Source organism: Enterobacter sp. 04-C-12-SI-ECC (assembly GCF_047530715.1).
GTDB lineage: Bacteria > Pseudomonadota > Gammaproteobacteria > Enterobacterales > Enterobacteriaceae > Enterobacter > Enterobacter bugandensis.
Window position 1 is genome coordinate 297,396 of record NZ_JBLKDI010000002.1, and the last position, 24,842, is coordinate 322,237.

Here is a 24,842-nt window from a genome sequence, read left to right on the forward strand (position 1 = left end):
GAAAGGGGACTACGTGAAGAAGCTCACACTCATGAAAACGCTTACATCCGTTTTGTTAATGATTGTGATCCAGATCGTTATCTGGATGTATTACTCAATGATACCCCCGAAGCATGTGCGGTTAACTGACGCCACACCCACTCCAGCGGTCCCTGGCGGAAATAACGCAGCCAGATGACAGAAAACGCCAGGTTTACTATCCAGACCGGAATAACAAACGCCAGTAGTCCGAGGCGGTCGAATTTCATAAACAGGCCAAAGCGATAGAAAATCGTGGTGCAGATCAGCGTCTGCAGGAGGTAATTACTTAACGCCATCCGCCCAACGCAGGCTACGGCGCTGACGATCCACAGGCGAGAAAGCTGCGGCCAGAAACCATAGATCAGCGCCGCATAGCCGATGGTCTGGAACGGCGCGCTCAATTCACGCGGCGCCTGCAGCAGGAACGCGCACCAGCGGTAATCCCAGTGAAGGTGCCACTGCGCCATCACCGCCGGAAGGTTAATCAGCACGCCCAGCAGGACCAGCCCCGCGCCGGTGCGGCGGTAGTGCCGCAGGCTGAATTCCCCTTTCAGCCAGCCGGTGCGCATCAGTGACGCGCCCATCAGCATCATGCCCGCCAGCTGCCAGCCGTATTGCGCCCCCAGGGCAAGCAGATTGTCGCCCAGCATATCCGCACGGTTGCTTATCGCTTCCGTACCGCCCTTCAGCTTCCAGTACTGCTCGTACTGGAGGTTAGCGGCGTCCGGGATCCAGGAACGGTTTGTCGCGTCACCGGAGATCAGCCCCAGCAAAAGCAGTACGCCGAGTCCCATGAGATAGAGCATCACGCCGGTGTTAAACAGGCTTTTCACGCTGTGCGCGTCGCGAATCAGCCGCCAGCAGATCAGCCCGACTAACCCATAAGCGAGAAGAATATCACCGTCCCAGAAGAACAGGCCGTGGATAAAGCCGAGAATTGCCAGTAGCGTTAAGCGCGACTGGATCCAGCGCGTGCCGCGTTTGAGCAGAAGCTGCAGGCCCGCGCCAAACAGCAGCGCAAACAGCGTGAGGAATTTAACCTGGGCAAACAGGTCGAGGATCGCCCACGTCCAGGCATCGCTTCGGGTGATGTCGCCGTACCAGGCGGGATTGAGGTAAGCGGCCTTCGGCAGACCGAAGGCGCTGATATTCAGCAGCAGGATACCCAGAATGGCGACGCCGCGAACAAAATCGAGCGTGACGTTTCGCTCCATGGTCCCTGCCCTGTCTGATTAGTTGTGGTGACGCACGGCGCGCAGGAACTCCTGGCGGGTGTTCTGGCTCGATTTAAACAGGCCGCCCAGCGAGGTGGTGGTGGTCGCACTGGTCGCATCACGCACGCCGCGGGCTTTCACGCAGTAGTGCACCGCATCAATAGAGACCGCCACGTTATTAGTACCCAGCAGCGTTTGCAGCGCGATCAGGATCTGCTGCGTCAGACGCTCCTGCACCTGAGGGCGCTGTGCGAAGAACTGCACAATACGGTTGATCTTCGACAGGCCAATCACCGTGTCTTTCGGGATATACGCCACGGTCGCTTTACCGTCGATGGTCACGAAATGGTGCTCGCAGGTGCTGGTCAGGGTGATATCTCGTACCGTCACCATCTCATCCACCTTCATCTTGTTTTCGATGACGGTAATTTTCGGGAAGTTGGCGTAATCCAGTCCGGAGAAAATTTCGTCAACGTACATTTTCGCGATACGCTTGGGCGTCTCCATCAGGCTGTCATCGCTCAGATCGAGATTCAGCAGTTGCATGATCTCGGTCATATGCCCGGAAATCAGACTTTTACGGGTTTCATTGTCCATATCCTGAACGGGCGGACGCAGTGGCGTTTCAAGACCGCGCGCGAGCAGGGCTTCGTGGACCAGGGCAGCTTCTTTACTGAGTGATGACATTTTGTTCTCCTGCAGGTGTGGCGTCTTTCGCCCTCGTTGTGGCAAAAGTATGCGCTCATTGTGCGTGAGGCGACGCACATAATCCAGTATTCACGACGATAATTATTGCAATTGCTGTTGCCTTTCAGCGTGGCGATTCCAGACCAGGGCACCTGCGACAAACAGCGCAACGCCAGCCAGCCCCAGCGCAGGCTCCAGCCGGTGGGTTAGCCAGGTTGATAACGCCGAGGTCACCGGCCCCACCAATTGCCCGATGGCATACCCGGTGGTGAGCAGCCCCGCCATATAGCGCGTGTGGTTCGGTGCCAGTTCGCGGCCGTATAAAAGAGAGAGCTGCACCGCGCAGAGGAACCCGCCGCCGACCAGCAGCCCGCCCGTCAGCAAGCCGCCAATGCCCGGCAGCAGCCAGGCCGCCAGCACGCCCGCCCCCTGTAACCACAGCACTATCGCCAGCCTGCGGTTAGCCGTTGAGGTGTGGCGCAAAAGAATGCTGAGCGCAATCCCCACCACGGCCGCGGCACCAAAAATCGGCCAGACAAACTGGGCAAACAGGCTGCCGGGAAAACGCACCGCCGCCATTTGCGAAAGGAAGGTCGCCGGAAGGATATAGCCAAATCCCGCCAGGCTGTAGCTCCAGACCAGGCGCTTGAGATCCGTCGTCAGCAACAGCGGCTCTGGCGCGCTGCCGGGTCGATGAAGCTGTCCGGAACGCGGCAGATAGCGCGCCACCAGCGCGACCAATACCAGCGCCAGCACGCCGTAGATTTGCCACGCCGCACCGGCCGAAAGGGATTTAGCCTGAATATAGACCGCGAGCAGGCCGCTCAGGGCGATGCCCGCGCCAGGACCGGCAAACACGGCGGCACTGAGCCCCGGTTTACCCAACTGCCCCAGCCGCTCGTTGCTCCAGGCGGCAATCAGCACCATTGACCAGCCGCTCATGCAGCCAATCACAAAGCGCAGCAGGCCGTGCACAACGGCGTTATCCGCGGCGGCGGAGAGCAAGGTCAGCGCAACCGCACCGGTGATGCCAAGCCAGAGTCGCGTTTCAACAAAGCGGTGCGCCCGCATGGCATCCCATGCGCCCACCAGATAGCCCAGATAATTCATCGCCGCCACCAGACCTGCGCTGGTGAGCGTGAGTTGCCCGGCGGCAATCATCAGCGGCACCTGAGGCGTAAAGGCGAAGCGCCCTATCCCCATCGCCACCACCAGAACGACAAACCCACTAAGCGCAATACGCAGCGCCATGACAGCTCCAATTGTTAAAAAAAAGTAAATTTATGATGCAGCATCTCGCCGTTCCGCGAAAGTGAAAGTTGCTCACAGGTAAATGAAAACGCTGTATTATGGCTCTAATGAATAGCTATTCTCATTAAGGAGCCCTGCATGGAACTGCTCGAAGAGCACCGTTGTTTTGAAGGTCGACAGCAGCGCTGGCGGCACGACTCCACCACGCTGAACTGCGCCATGACGTTCAGCATTTTCCTGCCCCCGACGGAAAATCCGCCGGTTCTGTTCTGGCTTTCAGGCCTGACGTGTAATGACGAAAACTTCACCACCAAAGCGGGCGCGCAGCGTATTGCGGCCGAGCTGGGCATTGCGCTGGTGATGCCCGACACCAGCCCGCGCGGCGATGATGTGGCGGACGATGCCGGGTACGACCTGGGCAAAGGTGCCGGATTTTATCTCAACGCCACCGAGCAGCCGTGGGCGAGCCATTACCGCATGTATGACTACATTCGCGACGAGCTGCCAGCGCTGATTAAGGCCGAATTTACGGTGAGCGACCGCTGCGCCATCAGCGGCCACTCCATGGGCGGGCACGGGGCGTTAATCATGGCGCTGAAAAACCCGGGGAAATACACCAGCGTCTCTGCGTTCGCGCCGATTGTGAACCCAACGCAGGTGCCGTGGGGACAAAAAGCTTTCACAAACTATCTGGGTAAAGATGAAGAGAAATGGCAGGAATGGGATAGCTGCGCGCTGATGCTGGCAAGCCGGACGGAAGATGCGATTCCGATGCTTATCGACCAGGGTGATGCGGATCAGTTCCTCGCCGGACAGTTACAGCCTGCGGTTCTGGCTGAAGCGGCGCGCCAGAAGGACTGGCCGCTGACGCTGCGCATTCAGGCGGGATACGATCACAGCTATTACTTTATGGCGTCCTTTATTGAAGATCATCTCCGCTTCCATGCGGAACATCTGTTCAGGTAAGTTCAGCCTTTTTGCCCGGTAGCCTCCTGCATACCGGGCATTTCCCCTCCCCCTCATTTACATAGTTCTATCCGCTTGAATCCAGGCTGGTTTCCTTTCACCTCCTTCAAACACAAATGATTTCAATTATCATTTGTGTTTACAATTCTACATTCTTTTGTACAATTCCAGGCTCTTCTCCATCTTAAAGAGTTCTTAAAAGACAAAAACATACAGTTCTCAGGGTTATCCCGATGGAGTTTTATTCATTTTTATACGGAATGTACAAATGACAATACCCCGCATTAAGCTCCTGGCCGTCGCCGTTGGCGCTGCCACATTCACCCCTCTCGTTCACGCAGCCGATCAGGACACCGTTGTCGTCACCGCGACGGGTTTTGAACAAAAGATCCAGAATGCCCCCGCCTCCATCTCTGTTATTTCGAAACAGCAGATTGAAGATAAAGCCTACCGTGATGTTACCGATGCCCTGAGAGACGTCCCGGGCGTGGTCGTCACCGGCGGCGGGAGTAGCAGTGATATCAGCATTCGCGGCATGGCATCTCAGTACACCTTGTTCCTCGTGAACGGCAAACGCGTCAGTACGCGAAGCACCCGCCCAAACAGCGACAACTCGGGTATTGAACAAGGCTGGCTGCCGCCGCTGGAGTCCATTGAGCGCATTGAGGTTATCCGCGGCCCGATGTCCTCACTTTACGGCTCCGATGCGATGGGTGGCGTCATCAACGTCATTACCAAAAAAGTCTCAAACACTAAAGCCTGGACCGGTTCGTTGCACGGCGATGCAACCTTCCAGGAAAACCATGATTCCGGCGATATCTTCCAGACCAACGCCTACGCTTCTGGTCCCCTGATTGACGGTCTGCTTGGCGCAAAAGTGACGGGGCTGTTGTCACGCCGCGCCGAAGATAAAATCGTGAACGGGTATAACGAGCAGAAAATGCGTAACGGTGGCATTACCCTGAACTTCACCCCGGATGAGAAGAACGATTTCGATCTTGATTTTGCTCGCGAGCTTCAGGACAGAAACAGCACGCCAGGAATGTCGAAAGCGGCTGAAACCTGCCGGGGAACGACCTGTAAGCCAAATACTAAAAGCGACTCACGCTATGAGCACACAACTTACTCCTTAACCCACAGCGGGTATTACGACGACTTCAATACCACCAGCTATATCCAGCAGGAAGAGACCAATAATCCAGGTCGCAAAATGCGCTCGTATAACACCACCTTCAACAACCAGAACCAGATTTTCCTCGGCGATCATACGTTGACCCTCGGCGGGCAGTATCGGTATGAGAAACTGCGCGACGAGGGCAATCAGCTGGAAGCTGCGGACGGCCTGAACAAACTGACGCGCTGGAGCTGGGCCCTGTTTGCCGAAGATGAATGGTCAATGACGGAAAGCTTTACATTGACCGGCGGCCTGCGTATGGACAAAGACCAAAACTACGGGACGAACTGGACGCCGCGCGGTTACGGCGTATGGCACCTGGCCGATCACTGGACGTTGAAAGGCGGGGTTTCGGCTGGCTATCGTGCGCCTGATCTGCGGCAGTCGTCTGCCAGTTGGGGCCAGGTAACGGGTGGCGGCCGTCTTGACGGTATCATCGTTGGCAACCCGGATCTGAAACCAGAGAAGAGCCTGAGCGAAGAGCTCGCCCTGCTCTGGGATAACAACGATAACCTGAATGCCGGCGTGACGCTGTTTAATACCGACTTCAAGGACAAGATTACGGAAGTTCGCCGCTGTAACAGCAGCGCCGATCCCGCCTGTACGATTGGCGATCACAGCTATGATTTCGTGAGCGACCGCGTTAACGTGGACAAAGCCAACATGCGCGGCGTGGAGTCATCCTTCGGCTGGAAAATCTCGCGCGATGTAAACTGGACCGCAAACTATACCTATACCGAATCTGAGCAGAAGAGCGGTCAGTTCTCAGGCAAGCCGCTGAACAAGATGCCGAAGCACATGTTCAACACCACCCTGGACTGGCAGGCGACGCCCGACGTAGGTTTCTGGAGCCGTCTGAACCTTCGCGGTAAAACGTCTGAGTACCTGAGCCGCACGTCAATGTCCCAGGGCACACCGTCCTACACTCAGGTTGATGTCGGTCTGCGCTACAACGCGAACAAAAACCTGCTGGTTACCGCCGGTGTGTATAACGTGCTGGATAAGCAGATTGACTACGACACGTATGACACCGTGCTGGACGGGCGTCGCTATACGGTTGGCATGACCTACAGCTTCTGATCTGCCCATAAAAAAGCCCGCTCGGTTGAGCGGGCTGAAAGAGAGGAAGCGCGGTTATTGTTTAAATCGTTCCGGGAAATCCATTTCACTGTAGCGAACGAAGCGGGTTCCTTTCGTCAGTTTGTAGCCAAACCAGATGATCAGGAACAGCGGAATACCAATGTAGGTCGCCGTGACGGCACCCCAGTCAATGGTGTCCGCAAGGAAGGCCTCATAGTTCTGACCCAGAGTAATGATCAGGCACAGAACGAAGGCGAAAATCGGCCCCAGCGGGAAGAACCCTGAACGGTACGGCAGGTTATTCAGGTCATGACCCTGCATGACGTAGCCGCGACGGAAACGATAGTGGCTGATGGCAATGCCCAGCCAGGCGATAAAGCCCGTCATCCCGGAGGTGTTAAGCAGCCACAGGTACACCGTCTGGTTGCCGAACATGGAGGTCAGGAAGCACAGGCCGGCAATCACCGTGGTGGCATACAGCGCGTTGCGCGGTACGCCGCCGCGGGACAGTTTCGAGAAAATGCGCGGCGCTTTGCCGTCGCAGGCCAGGGTATAAAGCATACGGGTGGAGGCGTACATGCCGGAGTTACCCGCCGACAGCACCGCCGTCAGGATCACCGCATTCATTACCGCCGCCGCTGAGAGCAGGCCCGCGTGCTGGAAGACCAGGGTGAACGGGCTGACGCTGATGTCTTTCACGTCGTTACGCAGCAGGCTTGGATCGGTATACGGAATGATCAGGCTGATAATCAAAATAGCGAACACGTAGAACAGCAGGATACGCCAGAACACCTGACGCACCGCGCGCGGAATGTTCTTCTCCGGGTTTTCGGATTCACCGGCCGCGATACCAATCAGCTCCGTGCCCTGGAAGGAGAAGCCGACAATCATCGCCACACCAATCATCGCCGAGAAGCCCCCGGCAAACGGCGCGTCGCCGATGGTCCAGTTACTCCAGCCCGCAGGTTCAGCTCCTTTGAAAATACCCACGATCATCGCCACGCCGACGACGATAAAGATGATGACGGTTGCCACTTTGATCAAAGAGAACCAGTATTCCGCTTCGCCAAAGCCGCGCACGGAGATGTAGTTCAGCAGGAAGATGACGGCGAGGAACAGGGCGCTCCAGATCCAGCCCGGCGTGTCCGGGAACCACCAGGTCATCACCAGCTGCGCGGCGACGAGGTCCACGGCGATGGTGACGGCCCAGTTGTACCAGTAGTTCCAGCCCAGCGCGAAGCCGAAGCCTTCCTCAACGTATTTTTGTCCGTAGGTCGAAAACGAACCTGACACCGGCATGTATGCCGCCAGTTCGCCCAGGCTGGTCATCAGGAAATAAACCATCAGGCCAATCAGGATATAAGAGAATAATGCCCCACCCGGGCCGGCTGCCGAAATCGTTGCGCCAGAGGCAACGAAAAGACCTGTACCGATTGAGCCGCCAATGGCGATCATCGTCAGGTGACGCGCCTTGAGTTCACGACGTAGCGTGGGCGCTTCTGTGGTTTTAGTTTCTGAAACCATGTGAAAATGCTGTCCATTTAATAAATGAGGCGCGATTGTAGCAGACGATCTGCGTTCCTTCCGGCAGAAATACCCTGTTATAAGAGAGCTTCATGACGCGTCCAGGATTATAAGTAACGCATTATTTTTCCCTCTCCCCTTTGGGGTGAGGGGCGCTTTTACATCTCGCAGTAGCGCAGAAAACGCTGCAGCGAACTCGACAGGTGTTTCTGACGATGGTGGATGCACCACAGCGTGCGCACCAGTTTTGGCAGCGGAACGGGGATTTCCACCAGCGATCCGGTCTCCAGCTGTTCGGCAATCACCCGCCGGGAAAGACAGCTGATGCCCAGGCCATGACGCACCGCGTGCTTAATCGCCTCTGAGTTTCCCAGCTCCATTCCCAGCTGGAAATGCGGCAGATGCGACAGCAGCAGGTAGTCGACAATCTCGCGCGTGCCGGAACCCTGCTCGCGGAGGATCCACTGCGCCTGCGCCAGCCGCTCCAGCGTCACCTCGCCCTGCAATAACGACGAGGCCGGAGACGCAAACACCACCAGCTCATCCTCCAGCCAGGGCTCGGCAATGATATCGACGTTGTGGCAAGGACCTTCGATAAGTCCGATATCCACGCGGAAATCAATCACCGCGTTGATCACGTCCTGGCTGTTACCCACGCTCAACTCCAGCGGCAGGGTCGGAAAATCCCGGCGGTAGCGGGCAATCACTTCCGGCAGGATGTAGTTGCCGATGGTGCTGCTGGCAAATACGCGGATCGCGCCATTGTCCTCGCGGAACAGCTGCTCGATTTCAATAGCCTGCTCCAGCAGCGCCAGCGCGCGCGGGTAAAGCAGGCGGCCATGTTCGTTGACCACCAGTCGCTTCCCTACCCTATCAAACAGCTGGACGCCCAGCTGGCCTTCGAGATCGGTCAACGCCGCGCTGACGGCAGACTGCGAGAGCGCCAGCATTTGTGACGCCTGGGTCGTCGAGCCGCTTTTCAGCACCTCGGCAAACACTTCCAGCTGACGCAATGTAATGTGCATGGTTGCTTACCACTTATAAAGATTGATTATAAATATATAATCAATTTTATTTTTAAGCCAGCGCGCCGTAACCTTTAGCCAGACAAAGGAGAAGGTTATGTCAGAAATCACCTTACAACATCATCGTACAGTGTGGCACTTCGTGCCCGGCCTTGCGCTCAGCGCCGTCGTCACCAGCGTGGCCTTATGGGGCGGCAGTATTCCGGCAGTGGCCGGTGCAGGGTTCAGCGCGTTAACGCTGGCCATTTTGCTCGGCATGGTGGTCGGGAATACCGTTTACCCCCACATCTGGAAATCCTGCGACGGCGGCGTGATTTTCGCCAAGCAGCATTTATTACGTCTCGGGATTATCCTTTACGGCTTCCGTCTCACCTTTTCGCAGATTGCGGACGTGGGCGTCAGCGGGATTGCAATTGACGTCCTGACGCTGACCAGCACCTTTTTACTGGCGTGCTTTATCGGTCAGAAAGTGTTTGGCCTGGATAAGCAAACCAGCTGGTTAATCGGCGCAGGCAGCAGCATCTGCGGCGCGGCCGCGGTGCTGGCAACAGAACCCGTCGTTAAAGCCGAAGCCAGTAAAGTGACGGTGGCGGTCGCGACGGTGGTTATCTTCGGTACGCTGGCGATCTTCCTGTATCCGGCCATGTACCCGCTGGTGGCGCACTGGTTTAGCCCGGAAACCTACGGCATCTATATTGGCTCAACCATGCACGAAGTGGCGCAGGTGGTGGCGGCAGGTCACGCCATTAACCCGGAAGCGGAAAACGCGGCGGTCATTGCCAAAATGCTGCGCGTGATGATGCTGGCCCCGTTCCTGATTTTCCTCGCGGCCCGTGTTAAACAGCTGGCACCGGCTGGCGGCAGCGAGAAGAGCAAAATCACCATTCCGTGGTTTGCGATCCTGTTCATCGTGGTCGCTATCTTTAACTCCTTCCACCTGCTGCCAAAAGCGGTAGTGGAGATGCTGGTGACGCTGGATACGGTGCTGCTGGCGATGGCGATGGCGGCGCTGGGGGTGACCACGCACGTCAGCGCGCTGAAAAAAGCCGGTGCGAAGCCGCTGCTGATGGCGTTGGTGCTCTTCATCTGGCTGATTGTCGGCGGCGGTGCGATTAACCTCGCCGTGCACAGCCTGATGGCATAAACCATCTCGTCCTTCTCCTGTTAACCCGCTATCATAAGCGTTTCGGGTTAACAGGAGTTTTTTTATGAAATACGTTGGAGCGCACGTCAGCGCTGCAGGTGGCCTGGCGAATGCCGCCATTCGCGCCGCCGAAATCGAGGCGACCGCTTTCGCCCTGTTCACCAAAAACCAGCGCCAGTGGCGCGCCGCGCCGCTCACCGCTGAGGTCATTGACGATTTCAAAGCCGCCTGTGAAAAATACCATTACGGGCCGGGCCAGATCCTTCCCCACGACAGCTATCTGATTAACCTCGGGCATCCGGTGCAGGAAGCGCTGGATAAGTCCCGCGAGGCGTTCCTTGATGAAGTGCAGCGCTGCGAACAGCTCGGGCTGACGCTGCTGAACTTCCATCCGGGTAGTCATCTGATGCAGATTGATGAAGATGCCTGTCTGGCGCGCATTGCCGAATCCATCAACATGACGCTGGATAAGACCAAAGGCGTCACCGCAGTGATTGAAAACACGGCTGGTCAGGGCAGCAACCTCGGCTTTAGGTTTGAACATCTGGCGGCAATCATTGACGGCGTGGAAGATAAGTCTCGCGTGGGCGTGTGCATTGACACCTGCCATGCGTTTGCCGCCGGGTATGACCTGCGCACCACCGAGGCCACGAAAAATACTTTCGAGGAGTTCGAGCGCGTTGTTGGCTTTAAATATCTTCGCGGTATGCACCTGAACGATGCGAAAAGCGCGTTCGGCAGCCGCGTTGACCGTCACCACAGCCTGGGCGAAGGCAATATCGGTCACGATGCCTTCCGCTTTATTATGCAGGACGCCCGCTTCGACGGTATTCCGATGGTGCTGGAAACCATCAATCCGGATATCTGGGCGGAGGAGATTGCCTGGCTGAAGGCACAGCAAACCGCAGAACAGGCGGCATAAAAAAAGCCGGGTTGCATTAGCACCCGGCTTTTTTATTGCTTACTGCTTACGCTGCTTTTGCCACAACTTCCGCTTCCGGACGTTTCAGCACCGCGTAAGACAGGCCCGCCACCAGCGTACCGGCAACAATCGCCAGCAGATAACCCAGTACCGGGGTGATGGCGCCAGGGATCAGCAGGACGAACAGACCGCCGTGCGGTGCCATCAGCTTCGCGCCAATCGCCATGGAGATGGCCCCCGTTACCGCGCCGCCGACGATACAGCACGGCAGAACACGCATTGGGTCACGCGCCGCGAACGGAATCGCACCTTCGGTGATGAAGCACAGGCCCAGCACCAGCGCCGCTTTACCGCCTTCCTGCTGCGCTTTGTCGAACTTACGACGGGCAATAATCGTCGCCAGGCCAAGCGCCAGCGGTGGCACCATACCGGCCGCCATGATCGCCGCCATCGGCGCGTAAGTCTGGGTACTCAGCAGGCCAACGCCAAAGGCGTATGCCGCTTTGTTCACCGGGCCACCCATGTCGGTACACATCATGCCGCCGAGGATTGCGCCCAGCAGCACCGCGTTCGCCGTGCCCATGGTTTGCAGCCAGTGGGTCAGGCCCGCCAGGATACCCGCAACCGGCTTACCAATCAGGTAGATCATCGCCAGACCGACCACCAGGCTGGAGATGAGCGGAATGATCAGGATTGGCTTCAGCGCCTCCATACTCTGCGGCAGCTTCAGCTTCGAGCTAATTAGCTTCGCGACGTAACCCGCGAGGAAACCGGCGATGATACCGCCGATAAAGCCGGAGCCGGTGCTCACTGCCAGCATACCGCCGATAAGACCCGGGGTCAGACCCGGACGGTCAGCGATGGAGAAGGCGATAAAGCCCGCCAGCACCGGCACCATCAGCGCGAACGCTGAACCGCCGCCGATCTGCATCAGCGCAGCCGCAAGCGTCCCTTCTTCTTTAAATGCCGTAATACCAAACGCGAACGACAGTGCGATACACAGGCCGCCCGCAACCACCATCGGCAGCATGTAGGACACGCCGGTCAGCAGGTGACGGTATGCGCCCGCAGACTCTTTTTTACCTTCGGTCGGCGTTTTTGCTGCGCCGGTGGCCTGATACGGTTTGGCTTCTGCCAGGGCCTTATCAAACTCCTGCGCGGTCTTTTTCAGCGCCAGGCCGGTAGAAGTGCGGTACATCGGTTTGCCGGCAAATTTCGCCAGATCCACTTCGATATCTGCCGCCACAATCACCAGATCGGCCTCAGCGACCTCCTCCGGCGTAATGGCATTGCCCGCCCCTACGGAGCCACGGGTTTCAACCTTCACCCACCAGCCGCGTTTTTTCGCTTCGGTTTCAATGGCTTCAGCCGCCATAAAGGTGTGCGCCACGCCCGTCGGGCAGGCCGTGACCGCGACAACACGTTTCGGACCCGAGGCCGCAGCCGGAGCCGCTGCGACAGGCGCGCTGTAGACGGTCGCGTGACCTTTCGCTTCGCTCAGGAACAGTTCCGGGTGTGCCACCGCGCGATTAATATCGCCCAGCCACACTTTTTTGCCGTTCAGCGCGCTGTCAGCGGGAATTTTATCGCCCAGGACAATCGCCAGTTCGGCATCGCCTGGGTTATCAATGATGTCCAGGTGTGCTTTTTGTGCCGCCGCGCCCAGCAGGGTCTTCGCCATGTAGGCGCGAGCCTGTCCGAGACCGGAGTCAATGATCAGCAGCGTTTTCATTATTCCTCTCCTGCTGTTAGTTAAAAGGTTTTAAGTCAACGCGCGCCATCATCGCGGCTAACTGGGTACGATCGGTAATACCGACATTGCTCTGGCTCACGGCCAGGGCTGCAACGGCGGTGGCAAGACGTAACGTATGTTCACTGGATTCACGCATCAGCAGGCCGTAAATCAGGCCGCCAACCATAGAATCCCCTGCGCCAACGGTGCTCACTACCTCCATTGACGGCGGTTTGGCAATCCATTCACCTGAAGCGTTAACCCACAACGCCCCTTCTGCACCCAGCGAGATCACCACGTGAGCAATACCCTGCTCCCGCAGCGCATGGGCGGCCTCAATCACATCTTTTAATTCCGGCAGCTTGCGTCCTGCCCAGATCTCCAGCTCGCGGCGGTTTGGCTTCACCAGCCACGGAGAGGCTTTCAGACCCGCCACCAGCGCATCGCGGCTGCTGTCGAAGATAATGCACGGGCACTGGCTGCGCAGACGCGTCATCCAGTCGGTAAACGCTTCCGGGCTGACGCCGGACGGCAGGCTGCCGCTGACGCACACCATGTCGAACTGGCCCAGCCAGGTCAGGGAGTCGGTCACAAAGCGCTCCCAGTCAGCTGGCGTCACTTCGAAACCGGAGAAGTTAAGATCGGTCACTTCGCCGTCTTTTTCCGTCAGCTTAACGTTGATGCGGGTACGGCCCTGCACAACCTGGAAACGGTTGGCAATGCCCAGCTCGCTGAACAGCTGCTGGAAGCCATCCTGGTTATCTTTACCGAGGAATCCGCCTACGGTGACGTCGATACCGAGATCCTTGAGCACCTTCGCGACGTTAATCCCTTTGCCCGCAGCATGCAGGCCAGTGGTACGCACGAGATTAACTTCGCCGCGCTCAATTTCCGGGCAAAACCCCACCAGATCATAAGCCGGGTTCAGCGTAATAGTCGCAACACGTCTGCTCATTATGCGCCCTCCCCCAGACCTGCCGCGATGGCGTCGCCAATTGCTTTCAGCGCCTGTTCAGCATCTGCGCCCTGCGCGGTGAAGCGCAGGCGATGGCCTTTCTTCACGCCCAGCGCGACGACTTTCATCAGGCTGCGGCCGTTGGCCGGTTTGCCCGAACCATCCAGGTTGGTCACGGTAATCTCGCTTTCAAATTGTTTAATGGTGTTGACCAGCATGGTGCCCGGACGGGCATGCAGGCCGTGTTCGTTACGCACCACGAACTCGGCGTTCAGCACGTCGTCCGTTAGCGCGTCGTCGCTGGTCAGCAGCGCCAGCACGGTCGCCGCATCGGCGTTCAGCAGTTTTTCAGCTTTATTGTTCAGCAGCAGATCGCCCAGACGCTTCAGCACCGAAACCGGCTGCTCATCGTTCATCGCCACGGTCACCAGCATGGCTGCTGTCTCGCCCTCAACGTCGAACGCGGTGGCGGCGCGGCTCACTGCAATTGCGCTGCGCAGGTTGCCTTCAGCGCTGTCGTTCAGCCAGATACCCTGGCCGAGATTCAGCGGTTTACCGTTAATCACGCGCGTCACAAAGGTGGCATCAGCGGCACCCGCTTCTTTCAGGCGACCCGCGTTCAGCGCCTGCAGCGTGACCAGGTCGGAGGCCACAACATCCAGCGTCAGCGTGTCGTTATCCAGCTTCAGCGCTTCACTCTGTTTTTCGCCCATCAGCAACGCCCGCAGCTCTTCAGCGGTTGTTGCAGACTTCAGCTGTTCCGCCACGGAGTCATCGCTCAGGACATGCGTCAGCTGACGCAGCAGGCCTAAGTGTTCGTCGCTGCTCGCCGCGATACCGATAGCAACATAAGCCACCTGGCCGTCGCCCCAGAGCACGCCCTGCGGGAACTGATAAACCTTAACGCCGGTTTTCAGCACCTGGTCGCGGGTGTCGGTTGTGCCGTGCGGAATGGCAATGCCATTGCCGAGGAAGGTGGAGGTCTGCTGCTCGCGCGCCAGCATACCGTTTACGTAGCCGTCCGCGACGTTACCCGCCTGCACAAGGGCAGCGGCAACCTGACGAATAGCCTCTTCTTTATCCCCGGCCTGAGCGCCCGGGTGAATATCCTGAACAGATAACTGGAACATGGTTCTCCTCTCCTGCTGAAAGTGAATCGTTTCAGCTTACATGAGAAAAAATGCGCTAGCCTGCTCCGTTTGTTAAAACAAGATAGCGCTGAAACGTTTCAAAAAGTCTTGCGCTTTCTGCAATGGCTTGCAAGAAATGTCGTATTTCCGATATCAGAATTTAGAGATACTGCACATTTCTTCTGCGTTCAGCTAAATTTTGCTGAACTTCAGCAAACCAGTTTCAGCTAAGTTCAGCCAGGTGGGGAGTAAGTTGAAATGCCATTTTGATTTTTCGTGGGGTAATTGACTTCACCCACTGTTTATTTTTTAACTCACGGCGTAAACTCCGCCCCTCTCTGTTACTCGCTAATTATAAAACATGCATAACACCCCTGCGGCCACCGCGCCGAAGCCCTTTGATTTGACGTCAACGGCGTTCCTGATTGTTGCCTTCTTCACGGGCATCGCCGGTGCGTTGCAAACCCCGACGCTGAGCCTGTTCCTGACTAACGAAGTTCACGCTCGTCCGGCGATGGTTGGCTTCTTTTTTACCGGAAGCGCCATCATCGGCATTCTCGTCAGCCAGTTTCTCGCCGGTCGTTCCGACCGCAAAGGCGATCGTAAAAGCCTGATTGTTTTCTGCTGTCTGCTGGGGGTGCTGGCCTGCGTCCTGTTTGCCTGGAACCGTAACTATTTCATTCTGCTGTTCATCGGCGTATTTCTGAGCAGCTTTGGCTCAACCGCCAACCCGCAGCTGTTTGCCCTTGCCCGCGAACATGCCGACCATACCGGGCGGGAAGCGGTGATGTTCAGCTCGATATTGCGCGCTCAGGTGTCGCTGGCATGGGTAATTGGCCCGCCGCTGGCCTACGCGCTGGCGATGGGGTTTGGCTTTACGGTGATGTACCTGAGCGCGGCGGTCGCGTTTGTGGCGTGCGGGGCAATGGTATGGTTTTTTCTGCCGTCAATGCGCAAAGAGCCCAAAGTGGCAACGGGCGTGCTGGAAGCGCCGCGTCGTAACCGCCGCGATGCCCTGCTCCTGTTTGTTATCTGCACGCTGATGTGGGGCACCAACAGCCTGTATATCATTAACATGCCGCTGTTTATTATTGATGAGCTACACCTGCCGGAGAAGCTGGCCGGCATTATGATGGGCACCGCCGCGGGACTTGAGATCCCAACCATGCTGATTGCAGGCTATTATGCGAAGCGTTTTGGAAAACGTTTTTTAATGCGCATCGCGGCCGTCGCCGGGCTGCTATTCTACGTTGGCATGCTGACGGTCCATACGCCAGCCCTGCTTCTTGCTTTACAGCTGCTGAACGCCGTGTATATCGGCATCCTGGCGGGGATTGGCATGCTCTACTTCCAGGATCTGATGCCGGGGCAGGCAGGTGCCGCCACCACCCTTTATACTAATACCACCCGCGTGGGCTGGATTATCGCGGGCTCGATGGCCGGTATCGTTGCCGAGATCTGGAACTACCACACGGTGTTCTGGATTGCGCTGGTGATGTGTACGCTGACGATTGGCTGTCTGGCGAGGATCAAAGACGTTTAAGGCGCGGTGAGCGCTTCCAGCTCCAGCAGCCATGTCATTGCCTGCGCGCGCGTGCTGCCGCACATTTCAGCTGATGGCTGAAGCCCGGAACAGACCTTCGGGCGCAGGGGAGACTCAAAGATCATACACAGGTTGGATTCAGAGAGCTGAACGCAGCGGGTATTGGCGGGCTTGCCTTCAGGCATGCCTGGAATGGGGCTTGAAATGGACGGAGCGGTACAGCACGCGCCGCAATCTGGACGACAATCCATACATGCTCTCTCGGTGGCGAACACCCGTACAGTCGGGCATCGGGCGCACAGTAACACCTTTTGCGTATTGATAGCAAAAGCCACGAATTCCACTTGCCTGAAAGGCCGCGCGCGAGTAATTTGGCGCGATATTTTTTACCTCCCGTAGACAGGATTACTGCAATGCCAAGAGCGAACGAAATTAAGAAAGGTATGGTACTGAATTACAACGGCAAATTGCTGATTGTGAAAGACATCGACATTCAGGCACCAAGCGCCCGTGGTGCAGCGACGCTGTACAAAATGCGTTTCGCCGATGTGCGTACCGGCCTGAAGGTGGAAGAACGTTTTAAAGGTGACGATATCGTTGATACCGTGACCCTGACCCGCCGCTACGTTGATTTCTCCTACATCGACGGCAACGAATACGTGTTCATGGATAAAGAAGATTACACCCCGTACATCTTCACCAAAGATCAGATCGAAGAAGAGCTGCTGTTCATTCCTGAAGGCGGTATGCCAGACATGCAGGTACTGACCTGGGACGGCGTGCTGCTGGCGCTTGAACTGCCGCAGACCGTGGATCTGGAAATCGTTGAAACCGCGCCGGGCATTAAAGGCGCGTCAGCAAGTGCGCGCAACAAACCAGCAACCCTGACCACCGGGCTGGTTGTGCAGGTGCCGGAATATCTCTCCGCTGGCGAGAAGATCCGCATCCATATTGAAGAAAAACGCTATATGGGTCGTGCTGACTGATTATGGCATTTGTCGGGTGGCGGCTGCGCCACCCGACAATTACGGTTACAGAAGCTCCGGATATTTCGTCATCTTGAGCGCCAGCTCGACCCCTCGCACTTCCGCCATCCCCTTCAGGCGGCCAATCGCCGAATAGCCCGGGTTGGTTTTCTTACGCAGATCGTCCAGCATCTGGTGTCCGTGATCCGGACGGAACGGAATAGGACGCACATCGCCCGCCTGCTTGCGACGCGCCTCTTCAGCCAGAATAGCGTCCACCACCGCGACCATATTCACATCACCGCCAAGGTGCGCGGCCTCGTGGAAGGTCTTTGGATTCTTCTCCCGGCAGGTCGCACGCAGGTGCGTAAAGTGAATGCGATCGCCAAAGGTTTCTATCATCCGCACGAGGTCATTATCAGCGCGCACGCCGTAGGAGCCGGTACACATGGTAAAGCCGTTGTGGATGCTGTTTACCGTCTCTTTCAGCCATTGCATATCTTCAATCGTAGACACGATACGCGGCAGGCCGAGAATAGGACGCGGCGGATCGTCCGGGTGTACCGCCAGACGCACGCCGGCTTCTTCCGCAACCGGAACGATAGCGCGCAGGAAATACGCCATGTTTTCACGCAGCTGCTGCTTATCAATATTGCCGTATTCCGCCAGACGCGCGCGGAACTGGTCCAGCGTGTACCCCTCTTCCGCACCCGGCAGGCCAGCAATGATATTGCGGGTCAGCTTCTCAACGTCCGCTTCACTGGCGGCATTGAACCATTCAAGGGCCTGCTGCTGCTCTTCAGCGGTGTAATCCGCTTCGGCGCCCGGGCGTTTCAGAATGTGCAGCTCAAACGCCGCAAAGGCAATCTGGTCAAAACGCAGCGCTTTCGAGCCGTCCGGCATCTGATATTCCAGGTCGGTACGCGTCCAGTCCAGAATTGGCATGAAGTTATAGCAGACCGTATCAATGCCGCAGGCCGCCAGGTTGCGAATGCTCTGCTGATAGTTTGCTATCCAGGTCCGGTATTCCCCGGAATGGGTTTTGATATCTTCGTGAACCGGAATGCTTTCTACCACAGACCAGGTTAACCCCTTCTCCGCCAGCAGCGCCTGACGCTGTTGAATCTCCTCAACCGGCCATACCTGGCCGTTAGGAATGTGATGCAGCGCCGTGACGACACCCGTTGCGCCAGCCTGACGCACATCATCAAGAGAAACCGGATCGTTCGGCCCGTACCAACGCCAGGTTTGTTCCATTGCCTCATCCTCTCAAGTTGTTATACCAATATGGGTTACTGCAATGACGACTACCATACATGTTTGCCGTGAAGGGTCAACACGCCGCCACACATTGATTGATCAAACTCACAGAACGGGGATATTTACGGCTTACCAATTTTATTTGCTGTCATATAACTTTAGACTGGCATTGTTAATTAATGGTTAATCAGGTGTGTATTTCATGAAGACAATTGCCTCAACCGCCCTTCCAGCCCAGGTTCAACAACCGCGCTACGATCGTCATCAACTGCGCTCCCGCATCGTCCATTTCGGCTTCGGTGCGTTTCACCGCGCGCATCAGGCATTGTTAACAAACCGGGTGCTGAATGAAAAAGGCGGCGACTGGGGAATTTGTGAGATTAGCCTGTTCAGCGGCGACGTGCTGATGAGCCAGCTGCGCGCGCAGGATCACCTGTTTACCGTGCTGGAGAAAGGTGCTGAAGGAAATCAGCCGATTATTGTCGGGGCCGTGCATGAATGCCTGAATGCAAAGCTGGACTCTCTGCCCGCGATAATAGAGAAGTTTTGCGAGCCGCAGGTGGCGATTGTGTCGCTCACCATTACGGAGAAAGGCTACTGCATCGATCCCGCGACCGGTAAGCTGGATTTACAAAACGCCCGGATCGTCCACGATCTGGAAAATCCCGCTGAGCCGCATTCCGCGCCGGGGATCCTGGTCGAAGCCCTTAATCGCCGCCGTGAGCGCGGCTTGCCTGCGTTTACCGTGCTTTCCTGCGACAACATTCCGGACAACGGACACGTAGTGAAAAATGCGGTGCTTGGCATGGCGCAAAAGCGCTCCCCGGCATTGGCGGAGTGGATCGAGGGCCACGTAAGCTTTCCAGGAACGATGGTCGACAGAATTGTTCCCGCCGCGACGGAGGCCTCGCTTGCGGAGATCGCCGACGCGCTCGGCGTTGACGATCCGTGCGCCATAAGCTGCGAGCCGTTTATTCAGTGGGTAGTGGAAGATAATTTTGTCGCCGGGCGTCCGGAGTGGGAAGTGGCGGGCGTTCAGATGGTGCAGGACGTTCTGCCGTGGGAGCAGATGAAATTACGCATGCTTAACGGCAGCCACTCTTTCCTGGCGTATCTGGGGTATCTCGCCGGGTACGCGCATATTAATGAATGCATGGAGGACGCCACCTTCCGCGAAGCCGCCCGGCGGCTAATGCTGGATGAACAGGCGCCTACGCTGCGTATAAAGGATGTCGACCTGACTGCCTATGCCGACAGTCTGATTGATCGCTTTGCTAACCCGGCGCTGCAGCACCGTACCTGGCAAATCGCGATGGACGGTAGCCAGAAGCTGCCGCAGCGAATGCTGGATGGCATCCGCGTCCACCTTGAGCGTAAAACAGAATGGCCGCTGCTGGCGCTGGGCGTCGCTGGCTGGATACGCTACGTCAGCGGGTTCGACGAACGCGGCAACGCGATTGACGTTCGCGATCCCCTCAGTGATAAAATCCGCACGATTGTCGAGGCCAGCAGCGACGCCGACCGCGTAGATGCGCTGCTGGGGCTGAGCGAGGTCTTCGGTCACGATCTCGCGCAAAATAGCGTTTTCGCTGAGGCTGTCAGCCAGGCCTACCAGCGCATCATCCGCCGTGGCGCACGCCAGGCTGTTATTGAAACGTTAAATCTTTAGCGATTATTGCGCTTAATGCGAACGGACATTGCCTCCGTTCGCCCTCCCCCTTCTCATTGCGCCCGTTTTTCGCCAGGATAAGAGCATAGTGTTATAGCATCACAATTCTCTTGCGGAGCGCACGTGACCAAAACCAACCTCATCACCGGTTTTCTCGGCAGCGGTAAAACCACCTCTATTCTTCATCTGCTGGCGAATAAAGATCCCGCCGAGAAATGGGCCGTGCTGGTCAATGAATTCGGCGAAGTGGGCATTGATGGCGCGTTGCTGTCATCCAGCGGCGCAATGATTAAAGAGATCCCCGGCGGATGCATGTGCTGCGTAAACGGCTTACCGATGCAGGTAGGCCTCAATACGCTGCTGCGTCAGGGCAAACCGGACCGCCTGCTGATTGAACCTACCGGTCTGGGCCACCCGAAGCAGATCCTCGATTTACTGACCGCCCCGGTTTACGAGCCGTGGATCGATCTTCGCGCCACGCTGTGCCTGCTCGATCCGCGTCAGCTTCTGGATGAAAAAGCGGTGGCCAATGAGAACTTTCGCGATCAGCTCGCCGCAGCAGACGTTATTGTCGCCAATAAAGAAGATCGCGCCACGGCGGAAAGCCGGGCCGCGCTGGACGCGTGGTGGCAGCATTTCGGCGGCAATCGGACGCGGGTGCAGGCCACGCAGGGGAATATTGATAGCGCCCTGCTGGATCTTCCCCGCCAGAACCTGGCGCAACTCCCGGCCAGCGCAGAGCATGCGCATCACCATTCTGCAAAGCAGGGTCTGGCCGCGCTTAGCCTGCCGGAACACCAGCGCTGGCGTCGTAACCTTAACAGCGGTCAGGGGTATCAGGCCTGCGGATGGATTTTCGATGCCGACACCGTTTTCGACACCATCGGGATCCTGGAGTGGGCCAGACTTGCGCCGGTCGACCGCGTGAAAGGGATCATGCGCACGCCAGATGGGCTGGTGCGGATCAACCGCCAGGGCGACGATTTCTTTATCGAAACGCAAAACGTCGCGCCACCTGACAGCAGAATAGAGTTAATTAGTGCGGTTAACGCCGACTGGAATGCCCTGCAGTCCAGCCTGTTGAAGCTTCGTTTAAGTTCGGGCGGCTAACGTTGCCCCAGTTTTCACTCAATGCAGAACGTTATGACGACTCGAATTCCCCAGATACTACTGCTTAATGTCGCCGGTCTGGCGCTCTTTTTCTCCTGGTATATCCCGGTGAATCACGGTTTCTGGTTCCCGCTTGATTCATCCCTGTTTCATTTCTTCAACCAGGGGCTGGTGAAGAGTGACGCCTTTCTGTGGCTGGTGGCAATTACCAATAACCGCGCCTTTGACGGCTTTTCCCTGCTGGCCATGGGCTGCCTGATGCTCTCTTTCTGGCTCAAAGAGGATGACACGGGGCGTCGCCGCATCCTGATTATCGGACTGGTGATGCTTCTGGCTGCGGTGATCATTAATCAGCTGGCGCAACATCTGATGCCGGTAAAACGTGCAAGTCCTTCGCTCTCTTTCCCGAATATTTATCGCGTGAGTGAACTGCTGCATATTCCAACAAAAGATGCCTCGAAGGACAGTTTCCCGGGCGATCACGGCATGATGCTGCTTATTTTTTCTGGATTCATGCTGCGCTATTTCGGTAAGAAGGCGTTCGCAATCGCCCTGCTTATTGTGGTGATATTTGCCTTCCCACGCGTGATGATTGGCGCGCACTGGCTGACGGATATTGTCGTGGGTTCCCTTTCCGCGGTGCTGATTGGTCTGCCGTGGGTTCTGATGACGCCTTTGAGCGATCGCCTAATTACCCTTTTCGATCGCTATCTTCCGCGTAGAAAGCAACAAAAATTGAACAAATAATTACCGTTTTTTAACGCAAACTATCGGGGATCATCACGATCCCTGATAATGCCCTTCCCGCGATCTTTCTGCGCTGTCATATTCTTGTCATCGCATTCGTGATAAAAATGAAGCAATTGCACGATTACGCGGCGGATCTGCCGCTATTTTGTGCAATGACAAATTTTTACTTTCTGTATCACAATTTCTTATAAAAAAAAGGCTCTTTTTACTCGCAATAGCCCTGGCAATCGGTTAATCTCGAACTCGTTTTGCCCCATGGAGATAATTATTTCGATGGTGAATAATTTTGTGCGCTGCACCACAAATGTCACCAGAAACAATTGTCTCAATGTGAACAGATAATTAGTCTCGTCACGTTTGGCATTTTTATAACGATATTTGTCGTTAAGGACTTCAAGGGAAAATAAACAAAATGGTCAAATCTCAACCGTTTCTGAGATATATCTTACGGGGGATCCCGGCGATAGCAGTCGCGGTTCTGTTATCTGCATGTAGTACATCGAACACCGCAAAGAATATGCATCCTGAGACGCGTGTTGTGGGAATGGAAGATTCCTCTTCACTGCAAGCCTCTCAGGATGAATTTGAAAATATGGTACGTAATCTGGACGTGAAGTCCCGCATTATGGACCAGTATGCTGACTGGAAAGGCGTGCGTTACCGTCTTGGCGGCAGCACTAAAAAAGGCATTGATTGTTCCGGCTTTGTACAGCGTACCTTCCGCGAGCAATTTGGGTTAGATCTTCCGCGTTCGACCTACGAACAGCAGGAGATGGGCAAGTCGATTTCACGTACCAAACTGCGCACCGGCGATTTAGTGCTGTTCCGTGCAGGTTCTACCGGTCGACATGTGGGCATCTACATTGGTAATGATCAGTTTGTTCATGCCTCCACCAGCAGCGGTGTGACCATTTCCAGCATGAATGAACCGTACTGGAAGAAGCGCTACAACGAAGCGCGCCGCGTATTGACCCGCAGTTAATATGATAATTGTATCGTTGGTTATCCCTTGGCTGGCGATACAATAAAAAAAAGCACTGCTTCGGCGGTGTTTTTTTTTGCCCGTTACAATGAATACAATCAGCGGCAATTCAGGAACCACGACGTTTATGCTCACCCGCTACTTCTCCAGTCATCGAAAGATACTGTTCCTCAGTATCATTACCGGCCTGATCGCCGCCCTGCTCCTGGGTTCATTGCAATTTTTCTGGAGCTACCACAAGCGGGAAATCCGATTCGATACGTTGATTATGGATGTGCGCATCTACATGGAGAGCTATTTTGACGAGCTGAAAGCCTCCATCGACGTGCTCCAGCCGCTGACGCTCAATAATTGCCAGGACGTTAACGCGGAGCTGACCTCGCGCGCGGCCTTCAGCCTCAACGTACGCGCCTTCCTGCTGGTCAGAGACAAAATGGCGTTCTGCTCGTCAGCCACAGGGCCAATGAATGCCCCGATGGAGGAGCTGATACCCGAGCTGCACATCAACAAGCAGGTTGATATCGCACTGCTCCCCGGCACGCCCATGCTGCCCAATAAGCCCGCGATTGCCATCTGGTATCGTAATCCGCTTGTGAAGGACGGCGGCGTATTCACCTCGGTGAATCTCAACCTGACGCCGTACCTGCTTTACACCGCGCGCCAGGACGAGTTTGCGGGCATCGCGATCGTCATCGGCGACAATGCGTTATCTACTACCTCAAGCACCCTCGTCAAAGCAAAGGATTTACATGAAACGCCGGCGCGCACCGCGACGCTCAAAGACGTTCCTCTGACCATCAACCTGTACGCCGAGGAGTGGACGACCGATGAGATACTTTACGCCCTGTTCTTCGGGCTGGTGTGCGGGATTGCGGCAGGGTCGCTTAACTTCTACATCCTCACGACGCGTCTCAATCCGGGCAAAGAGATTCTGAGCGCCATCAAGCGCGGCCAGTTTTATGTCGTTTATCAGCCCGTTGTCGACGCCAAATCGCTCAGGATGACCGGGCTTGAAGTGCTGATGCGCTGGAAGCACCCGACCATGGGTGAGATCCCGCCGGACGCCTTTATCAATTTTGCCGAAGCGCAGAAGCTGATTGTTCCGCTCACGCTGCATCTTTTTGACCTGATTATTCACGATGCGCCAGTGCTACAGACCGTGCTGCCGCCGGGTGCCAAAGTGGGCATTAATATCGCGCCGGGGCATCTGCATGCGGAAAGCTTCAAAGACGATATGCGCACCTTCAAAGCCCTGCTGCCGCCTGATTACTTCCAGATCGTACTGGAAATTACCGAGCGCGACATGCTGAACCATCGGGAAGCTAACAGCCTCTTCGAATGGCTTCATAACGAAGGGTTTGAAATTGCCATCGACGATTTCGGCACCGGCCACAGCGCGCTGATTTATCTTGAACATTTCACCATGGACTATCTGAAAATCGACCGTGGTTTTGTCAACGCCATTGGCACAGAAACCGTGACCTCCCCGGTGCTGGATGCCGTACTGACGCTGGCAAGACGACTGAATATGTCGACCGTTGCGGAAGGGGTAGAAACACCGGAACAGGCGGCCTGGCTGCGCGAGCATGGGGTTAATTACCTGCAGGGTTACTGGATTAGCCGCCCGATGCCGCTGGAGCAGTTCCGCACGTGGCAAAATACGGTGTCGCCTGACGGGGAATAATTTCACATTGCCCGTGGCGTCACTTATTATTCAGCTTAACTGAGCCGGTCTGTA

21 protein-coding genes are annotated in these 24,842 nt (G+C 56.3%); 11 read left to right on the plus strand and 10 right to left on the minus strand.

Annotated features, from left to right (window positions below; genetic code table 11):
- Positions 1-77 precede the first annotated feature (77 nt).
- From yeiB to ACMWL8_RS04660, 3 genes are all read right to left on the minus strand, one after another.
- The gene (yeiB, locus tag ACMWL8_RS04650) at positions 78-1,235 is read right to left on the minus strand and encodes a DUF418 domain-containing protein YeiB (protein ID WP_045259731.1); all 1,158 of its coding nucleotides are present in this window, start codon (positions 1,233-1,235) and stop codon (positions 78-80) included.
- 18 nt (positions 1,236-1,253) lie between these two features.
- Complete coding sequence (folE, locus tag ACMWL8_RS04655) at positions 1,254-1,922, minus strand: GTP cyclohydrolase I FolE (RefSeq protein WP_023330924.1); 669 nt, start codon at positions 1,920-1,922, stop codon at positions 1,254-1,256.
- 102 nt (positions 1,923-2,024) lie between these two features.
- On the minus strand, positions 2,025-3,173 hold the full coding sequence (locus ACMWL8_RS04660) for a YbfB/YjiJ family MFS transporter (RefSeq protein WP_045259730.1): 1,149 nt from the start codon (positions 3,171-3,173) through the stop codon (positions 2,025-2,027).
- A gap of 138 nt (positions 3,174-3,311) precedes the next feature.
- On the opposite strand from ACMWL8_RS04660, the gene fghA reads away from it, so the two are divergent.
- Together fghA and ACMWL8_RS04670 are read left to right on the plus strand one after the other, a co-directional pair.
- Positions 3,312-4,139 (plus strand): S-formylglutathione hydrolase, encoded by an 828-nt coding sequence (fghA, locus tag ACMWL8_RS04665; protein WP_028013863.1) that lies wholly within the window; start codon positions 3,312-3,314, stop codon positions 4,137-4,139.
- A gap of 268 nt (positions 4,140-4,407) precedes the next feature.
- A complete protein-coding gene (locus ACMWL8_RS04670; protein WP_028013864.1) occupies positions 4,408-6,393 on the plus strand; it encodes a ligand-gated channel protein in 1,986 nt (661 codons plus the stop codon).
- Positions 6,394-6,447: 54 nt separating this feature from the next.
- Here the strand turns inward: ACMWL8_RS04670 and ACMWL8_RS04675 are convergent, their stop codons facing one another.
- Together ACMWL8_RS04675 and yieE are read right to left on the minus strand one after the other, a co-directional pair.
- Positions 6,448-7,917: an amino acid permease gene (locus tag ACMWL8_RS04675; RefSeq protein WP_028013865.1), complete on the minus strand. Its 1,470-nt coding sequence runs from the start codon at positions 7,915-7,917 to the stop codon at positions 6,448-6,450.
- Positions 7,918-8,075: 158 nt separating this feature from the next.
- Positions 8,076-8,942 (minus strand): DNA-binding transcriptional regulator YeiE, encoded by an 867-nt coding sequence (gene yieE, locus ACMWL8_RS04680; RefSeq protein ID WP_028013866.1) that lies wholly within the window; start codon positions 8,940-8,942, stop codon positions 8,076-8,078.
- Between the two features lie 97 nt (positions 8,943-9,039).
- Between yieE and ACMWL8_RS04685 the strand changes: the two genes are divergently transcribed.
- Both ACMWL8_RS04685 and nfo read left to right on the plus strand, forming a co-directional pair.
- Positions 9,040-10,086: a YeiH family protein gene (locus tag ACMWL8_RS04685; protein WP_045259729.1), complete on the plus strand. Its 1,047-nt coding sequence runs from the start codon at positions 9,040-9,042 to the stop codon at positions 10,084-10,086.
- Between the two features lie 64 nt (positions 10,087-10,150).
- Positions 10,151-11,008, plus strand: a complete 858-nt coding sequence (nfo, locus tag ACMWL8_RS04690; protein ID WP_041909003.1) for a deoxyribonuclease IV — start codon at positions 10,151-10,153, stop codon at positions 11,006-11,008.
- 46 nt (positions 11,009-11,054) lie between these two features.
- Here the strand turns inward: nfo and fruA are convergent, their stop codons facing one another.
- From fruA to fruB, 3 genes are read right to left on the minus strand one after another with little or no spacing between them, the layout of a single operon-like run.
- Positions 11,055-12,740 (minus strand): PTS fructose transporter subunit IIBC, encoded by a 1,686-nt coding sequence (gene fruA, locus ACMWL8_RS04695; protein ID WP_028013869.1) that lies wholly within the window; start codon positions 12,738-12,740, stop codon positions 11,055-11,057.
- A gap of 16 nt (positions 12,741-12,756) precedes the next feature.
- A complete protein-coding gene (fruK, locus tag ACMWL8_RS04700) occupies positions 12,757-13,695 on the minus strand; it encodes a 1-phosphofructokinase (RefSeq protein WP_010433510.1) in 939 nt (312 codons plus the stop codon).
- A complete protein-coding gene (fruB, locus tag ACMWL8_RS04705; protein ID WP_045259728.1) occupies positions 13,695-14,825 on the minus strand; it encodes a fused PTS fructose transporter subunit IIA/HPr protein in 1,131 nt (376 codons plus the stop codon). The genes fruK and fruB overlap by 1 nt, the downstream gene beginning before the upstream one ends.
- A gap of 361 nt (positions 14,826-15,186) precedes the next feature.
- On the opposite strand from fruB, the gene setB reads away from it, so the two are divergent.
- Positions 15,187-16,368, plus strand: a complete 1,182-nt coding sequence (setB, locus tag ACMWL8_RS04710; protein ID WP_045259727.1) for a sugar efflux transporter SetB — start codon at positions 15,187-15,189, stop codon at positions 16,366-16,368.
- On the opposite strand, the gene ACMWL8_RS04715 is transcribed toward setB, so the two are convergent.
- On the minus strand, positions 16,365-16,619 hold the full coding sequence (locus tag ACMWL8_RS04715; protein ID WP_028013872.1) for a YkgJ family cysteine cluster protein: 255 nt from the start codon (positions 16,617-16,619) through the stop codon (positions 16,365-16,367). The genes setB and ACMWL8_RS04715 overlap by 4 nt on opposite strands.
- A 162-nt stretch (positions 16,620-16,781) precedes the next feature.
- On the opposite strand from ACMWL8_RS04715, the gene yeiP reads away from it, so the two are divergent.
- On the plus strand, positions 16,782-17,354 hold the full coding sequence (gene yeiP / locus ACMWL8_RS04720; protein ID WP_008500940.1) for an elongation factor P-like protein YeiP: 573 nt from the start codon (positions 16,782-16,784) through the stop codon (positions 17,352-17,354).
- A 45-nt stretch (positions 17,355-17,399) separates the two neighbouring features.
- Here the strand turns inward: yeiP and uxuA are convergent, their stop codons facing one another.
- Positions 17,400-18,590, minus strand: coding sequence for a mannonate dehydratase (gene uxuA / locus ACMWL8_RS04725; protein WP_045259726.1), 1,191 nt, complete (start codon positions 18,588-18,590; stop codon positions 17,400-17,402).
- A 205-nt stretch (positions 18,591-18,795) separates the two neighbouring features.
- Here uxuA and ACMWL8_RS04730 point away from each other — a divergent pair, with 205 nt between their 5' ends.
- From ACMWL8_RS04730 to ACMWL8_RS04750, 5 genes are all read left to right on the plus strand, one after another.
- A complete protein-coding gene (locus ACMWL8_RS04730) occupies positions 18,796-20,262 on the plus strand; it encodes a mannitol dehydrogenase family protein (protein ID WP_045259725.1) in 1,467 nt (488 codons plus the stop codon).
- Positions 20,263-20,385: 123 nt separating this feature from the next.
- Positions 20,386-21,372: a CobW family GTP-binding protein gene (locus ACMWL8_RS04735; protein WP_045259724.1), complete on the plus strand. Its 987-nt coding sequence runs from the start codon at positions 20,386-20,388 to the stop codon at positions 21,370-21,372.
- 33 nt (positions 21,373-21,405) lie between these two features.
- Entirely contained in the window at positions 21,406-22,119 is a 714-nt protein-coding gene (locus tag ACMWL8_RS04740; RefSeq protein WP_028013876.1) for a phosphatase PAP2 family protein, read from the plus strand.
- 415 nt (positions 22,120-22,534) lie between these two features.
- The gene (mepS, locus tag ACMWL8_RS04745) at positions 22,535-23,104 is read left to right on the plus strand and encodes a bifunctional murein DD-endopeptidase/murein LD-carboxypeptidase (protein ID WP_028013877.1); all 570 of its coding nucleotides are present in this window, start codon (positions 22,535-22,537) and stop codon (positions 23,102-23,104) included.
- Positions 23,105-23,231: 127 nt separating this feature from the next.
- Positions 23,232-24,788 (plus strand): cyclic di-GMP phosphodiesterase, encoded by a 1,557-nt coding sequence (locus tag ACMWL8_RS04750; protein ID WP_028013878.1) that lies wholly within the window; start codon positions 23,232-23,234, stop codon positions 24,786-24,788.
- Positions 24,789-24,842: the final 54 nt, after the last annotated feature.

Bases quoted from the DNA above. Each gene is read 5' to 3' on its own strand.
- setB (WP_045259727.1), top strand. From the start codon at position 15,187: ATGCATAACACCCCTGCGGCCACCGCGCCGAAGCCCTTTGATTTGACG.
- yeiP (WP_008500940.1), top strand. From the start codon at position 16,782: ATGCCAAGAGCGAACGAAATTAAGAAAGGTATGGTACTGAATTACAAC.
- ACMWL8_RS04675 (WP_028013865.1), bottom strand. From the start codon at position 7,917: ATGGTTTCAGAAACTAAAACCACAGAAGCGCCCACGCTACGTCGTGAA.
- yeiB (WP_045259731.1), bottom strand. From the start codon at position 1,235: ATGGAGCGAAACGTCACGCTCGATTTTGTTCGCGGCGTCGCCATTCTG.
- fruA (WP_028013869.1), bottom strand. From the start codon at position 12,740: ATGAAAACGCTGCTGATCATTGACTCCGGTCTCGGACAGGCTCGCGCC.
- folE (WP_023330924.1), bottom strand. From the start codon at position 1,922: ATGTCATCACTCAGTAAAGAAGCTGCCCTGGTCCACGAAGCCCTGCTC.
- ACMWL8_RS04715 (WP_028013872.1), bottom strand. From the start codon at position 16,619: ATGGATTGTCGTCCAGATTGCGGCGCGTGCTGTACCGCTCCGTCCATT.
- fghA (WP_028013863.1), top strand. From the start codon at position 3,312: ATGGAACTGCTCGAAGAGCACCGTTGTTTTGAAGGTCGACAGCAGCGC.
- mepS (WP_028013877.1), top strand. From the start codon at position 22,535: ATGGTCAAATCTCAACCGTTTCTGAGATATATCTTACGGGGGATCCCG.
- ACMWL8_RS04670 (WP_028013864.1), top strand. From the start codon at position 4,408: ATGACAATACCCCGCATTAAGCTCCTGGCCGTCGCCGTTGGCGCTGCC.
- ACMWL8_RS04685 (WP_045259729.1), top strand. From the start codon at position 9,040: ATGTCAGAAATCACCTTACAACATCATCGTACAGTGTGGCACTTCGTG.
- ACMWL8_RS04750 (WP_028013878.1), top strand. From the start codon at position 23,232: ATGCTCACCCGCTACTTCTCCAGTCATCGAAAGATACTGTTCCTCAGT.
- ACMWL8_RS04660 (WP_045259730.1), bottom strand. From the start codon at position 3,173: ATGGCGCTGCGTATTGCGCTTAGTGGGTTTGTCGTTCTGGTGGTGGCG.
- uxuA (WP_045259726.1), bottom strand. From the start codon at position 18,590: ATGGAACAAACCTGGCGTTGGTACGGGCCGAACGATCCGGTTTCTCTT.
- ACMWL8_RS04730 (WP_045259725.1), top strand. From the start codon at position 18,796: ATGAAGACAATTGCCTCAACCGCCCTTCCAGCCCAGGTTCAACAACCG.
- fruB (WP_045259728.1), bottom strand. From the start codon at position 14,825: ATGTTCCAGTTATCTGTTCAGGATATTCACCCGGGCGCTCAGGCCGGG.
- nfo (WP_041909003.1), top strand. From the start codon at position 10,151: ATGAAATACGTTGGAGCGCACGTCAGCGCTGCAGGTGGCCTGGCGAAT.
- ACMWL8_RS04740 (WP_028013876.1), top strand. From the start codon at position 21,406: ATGACGACTCGAATTCCCCAGATACTACTGCTTAATGTCGCCGGTCTG.
- yieE (WP_028013866.1), bottom strand. From the start codon at position 8,942: ATGCACATTACATTGCGTCAGCTGGAAGTGTTTGCCGAGGTGCTGAAA.
- fruK (WP_010433510.1), bottom strand. From the start codon at position 13,695: ATGAGCAGACGTGTTGCGACTATTACGCTGAACCCGGCTTATGATCTG.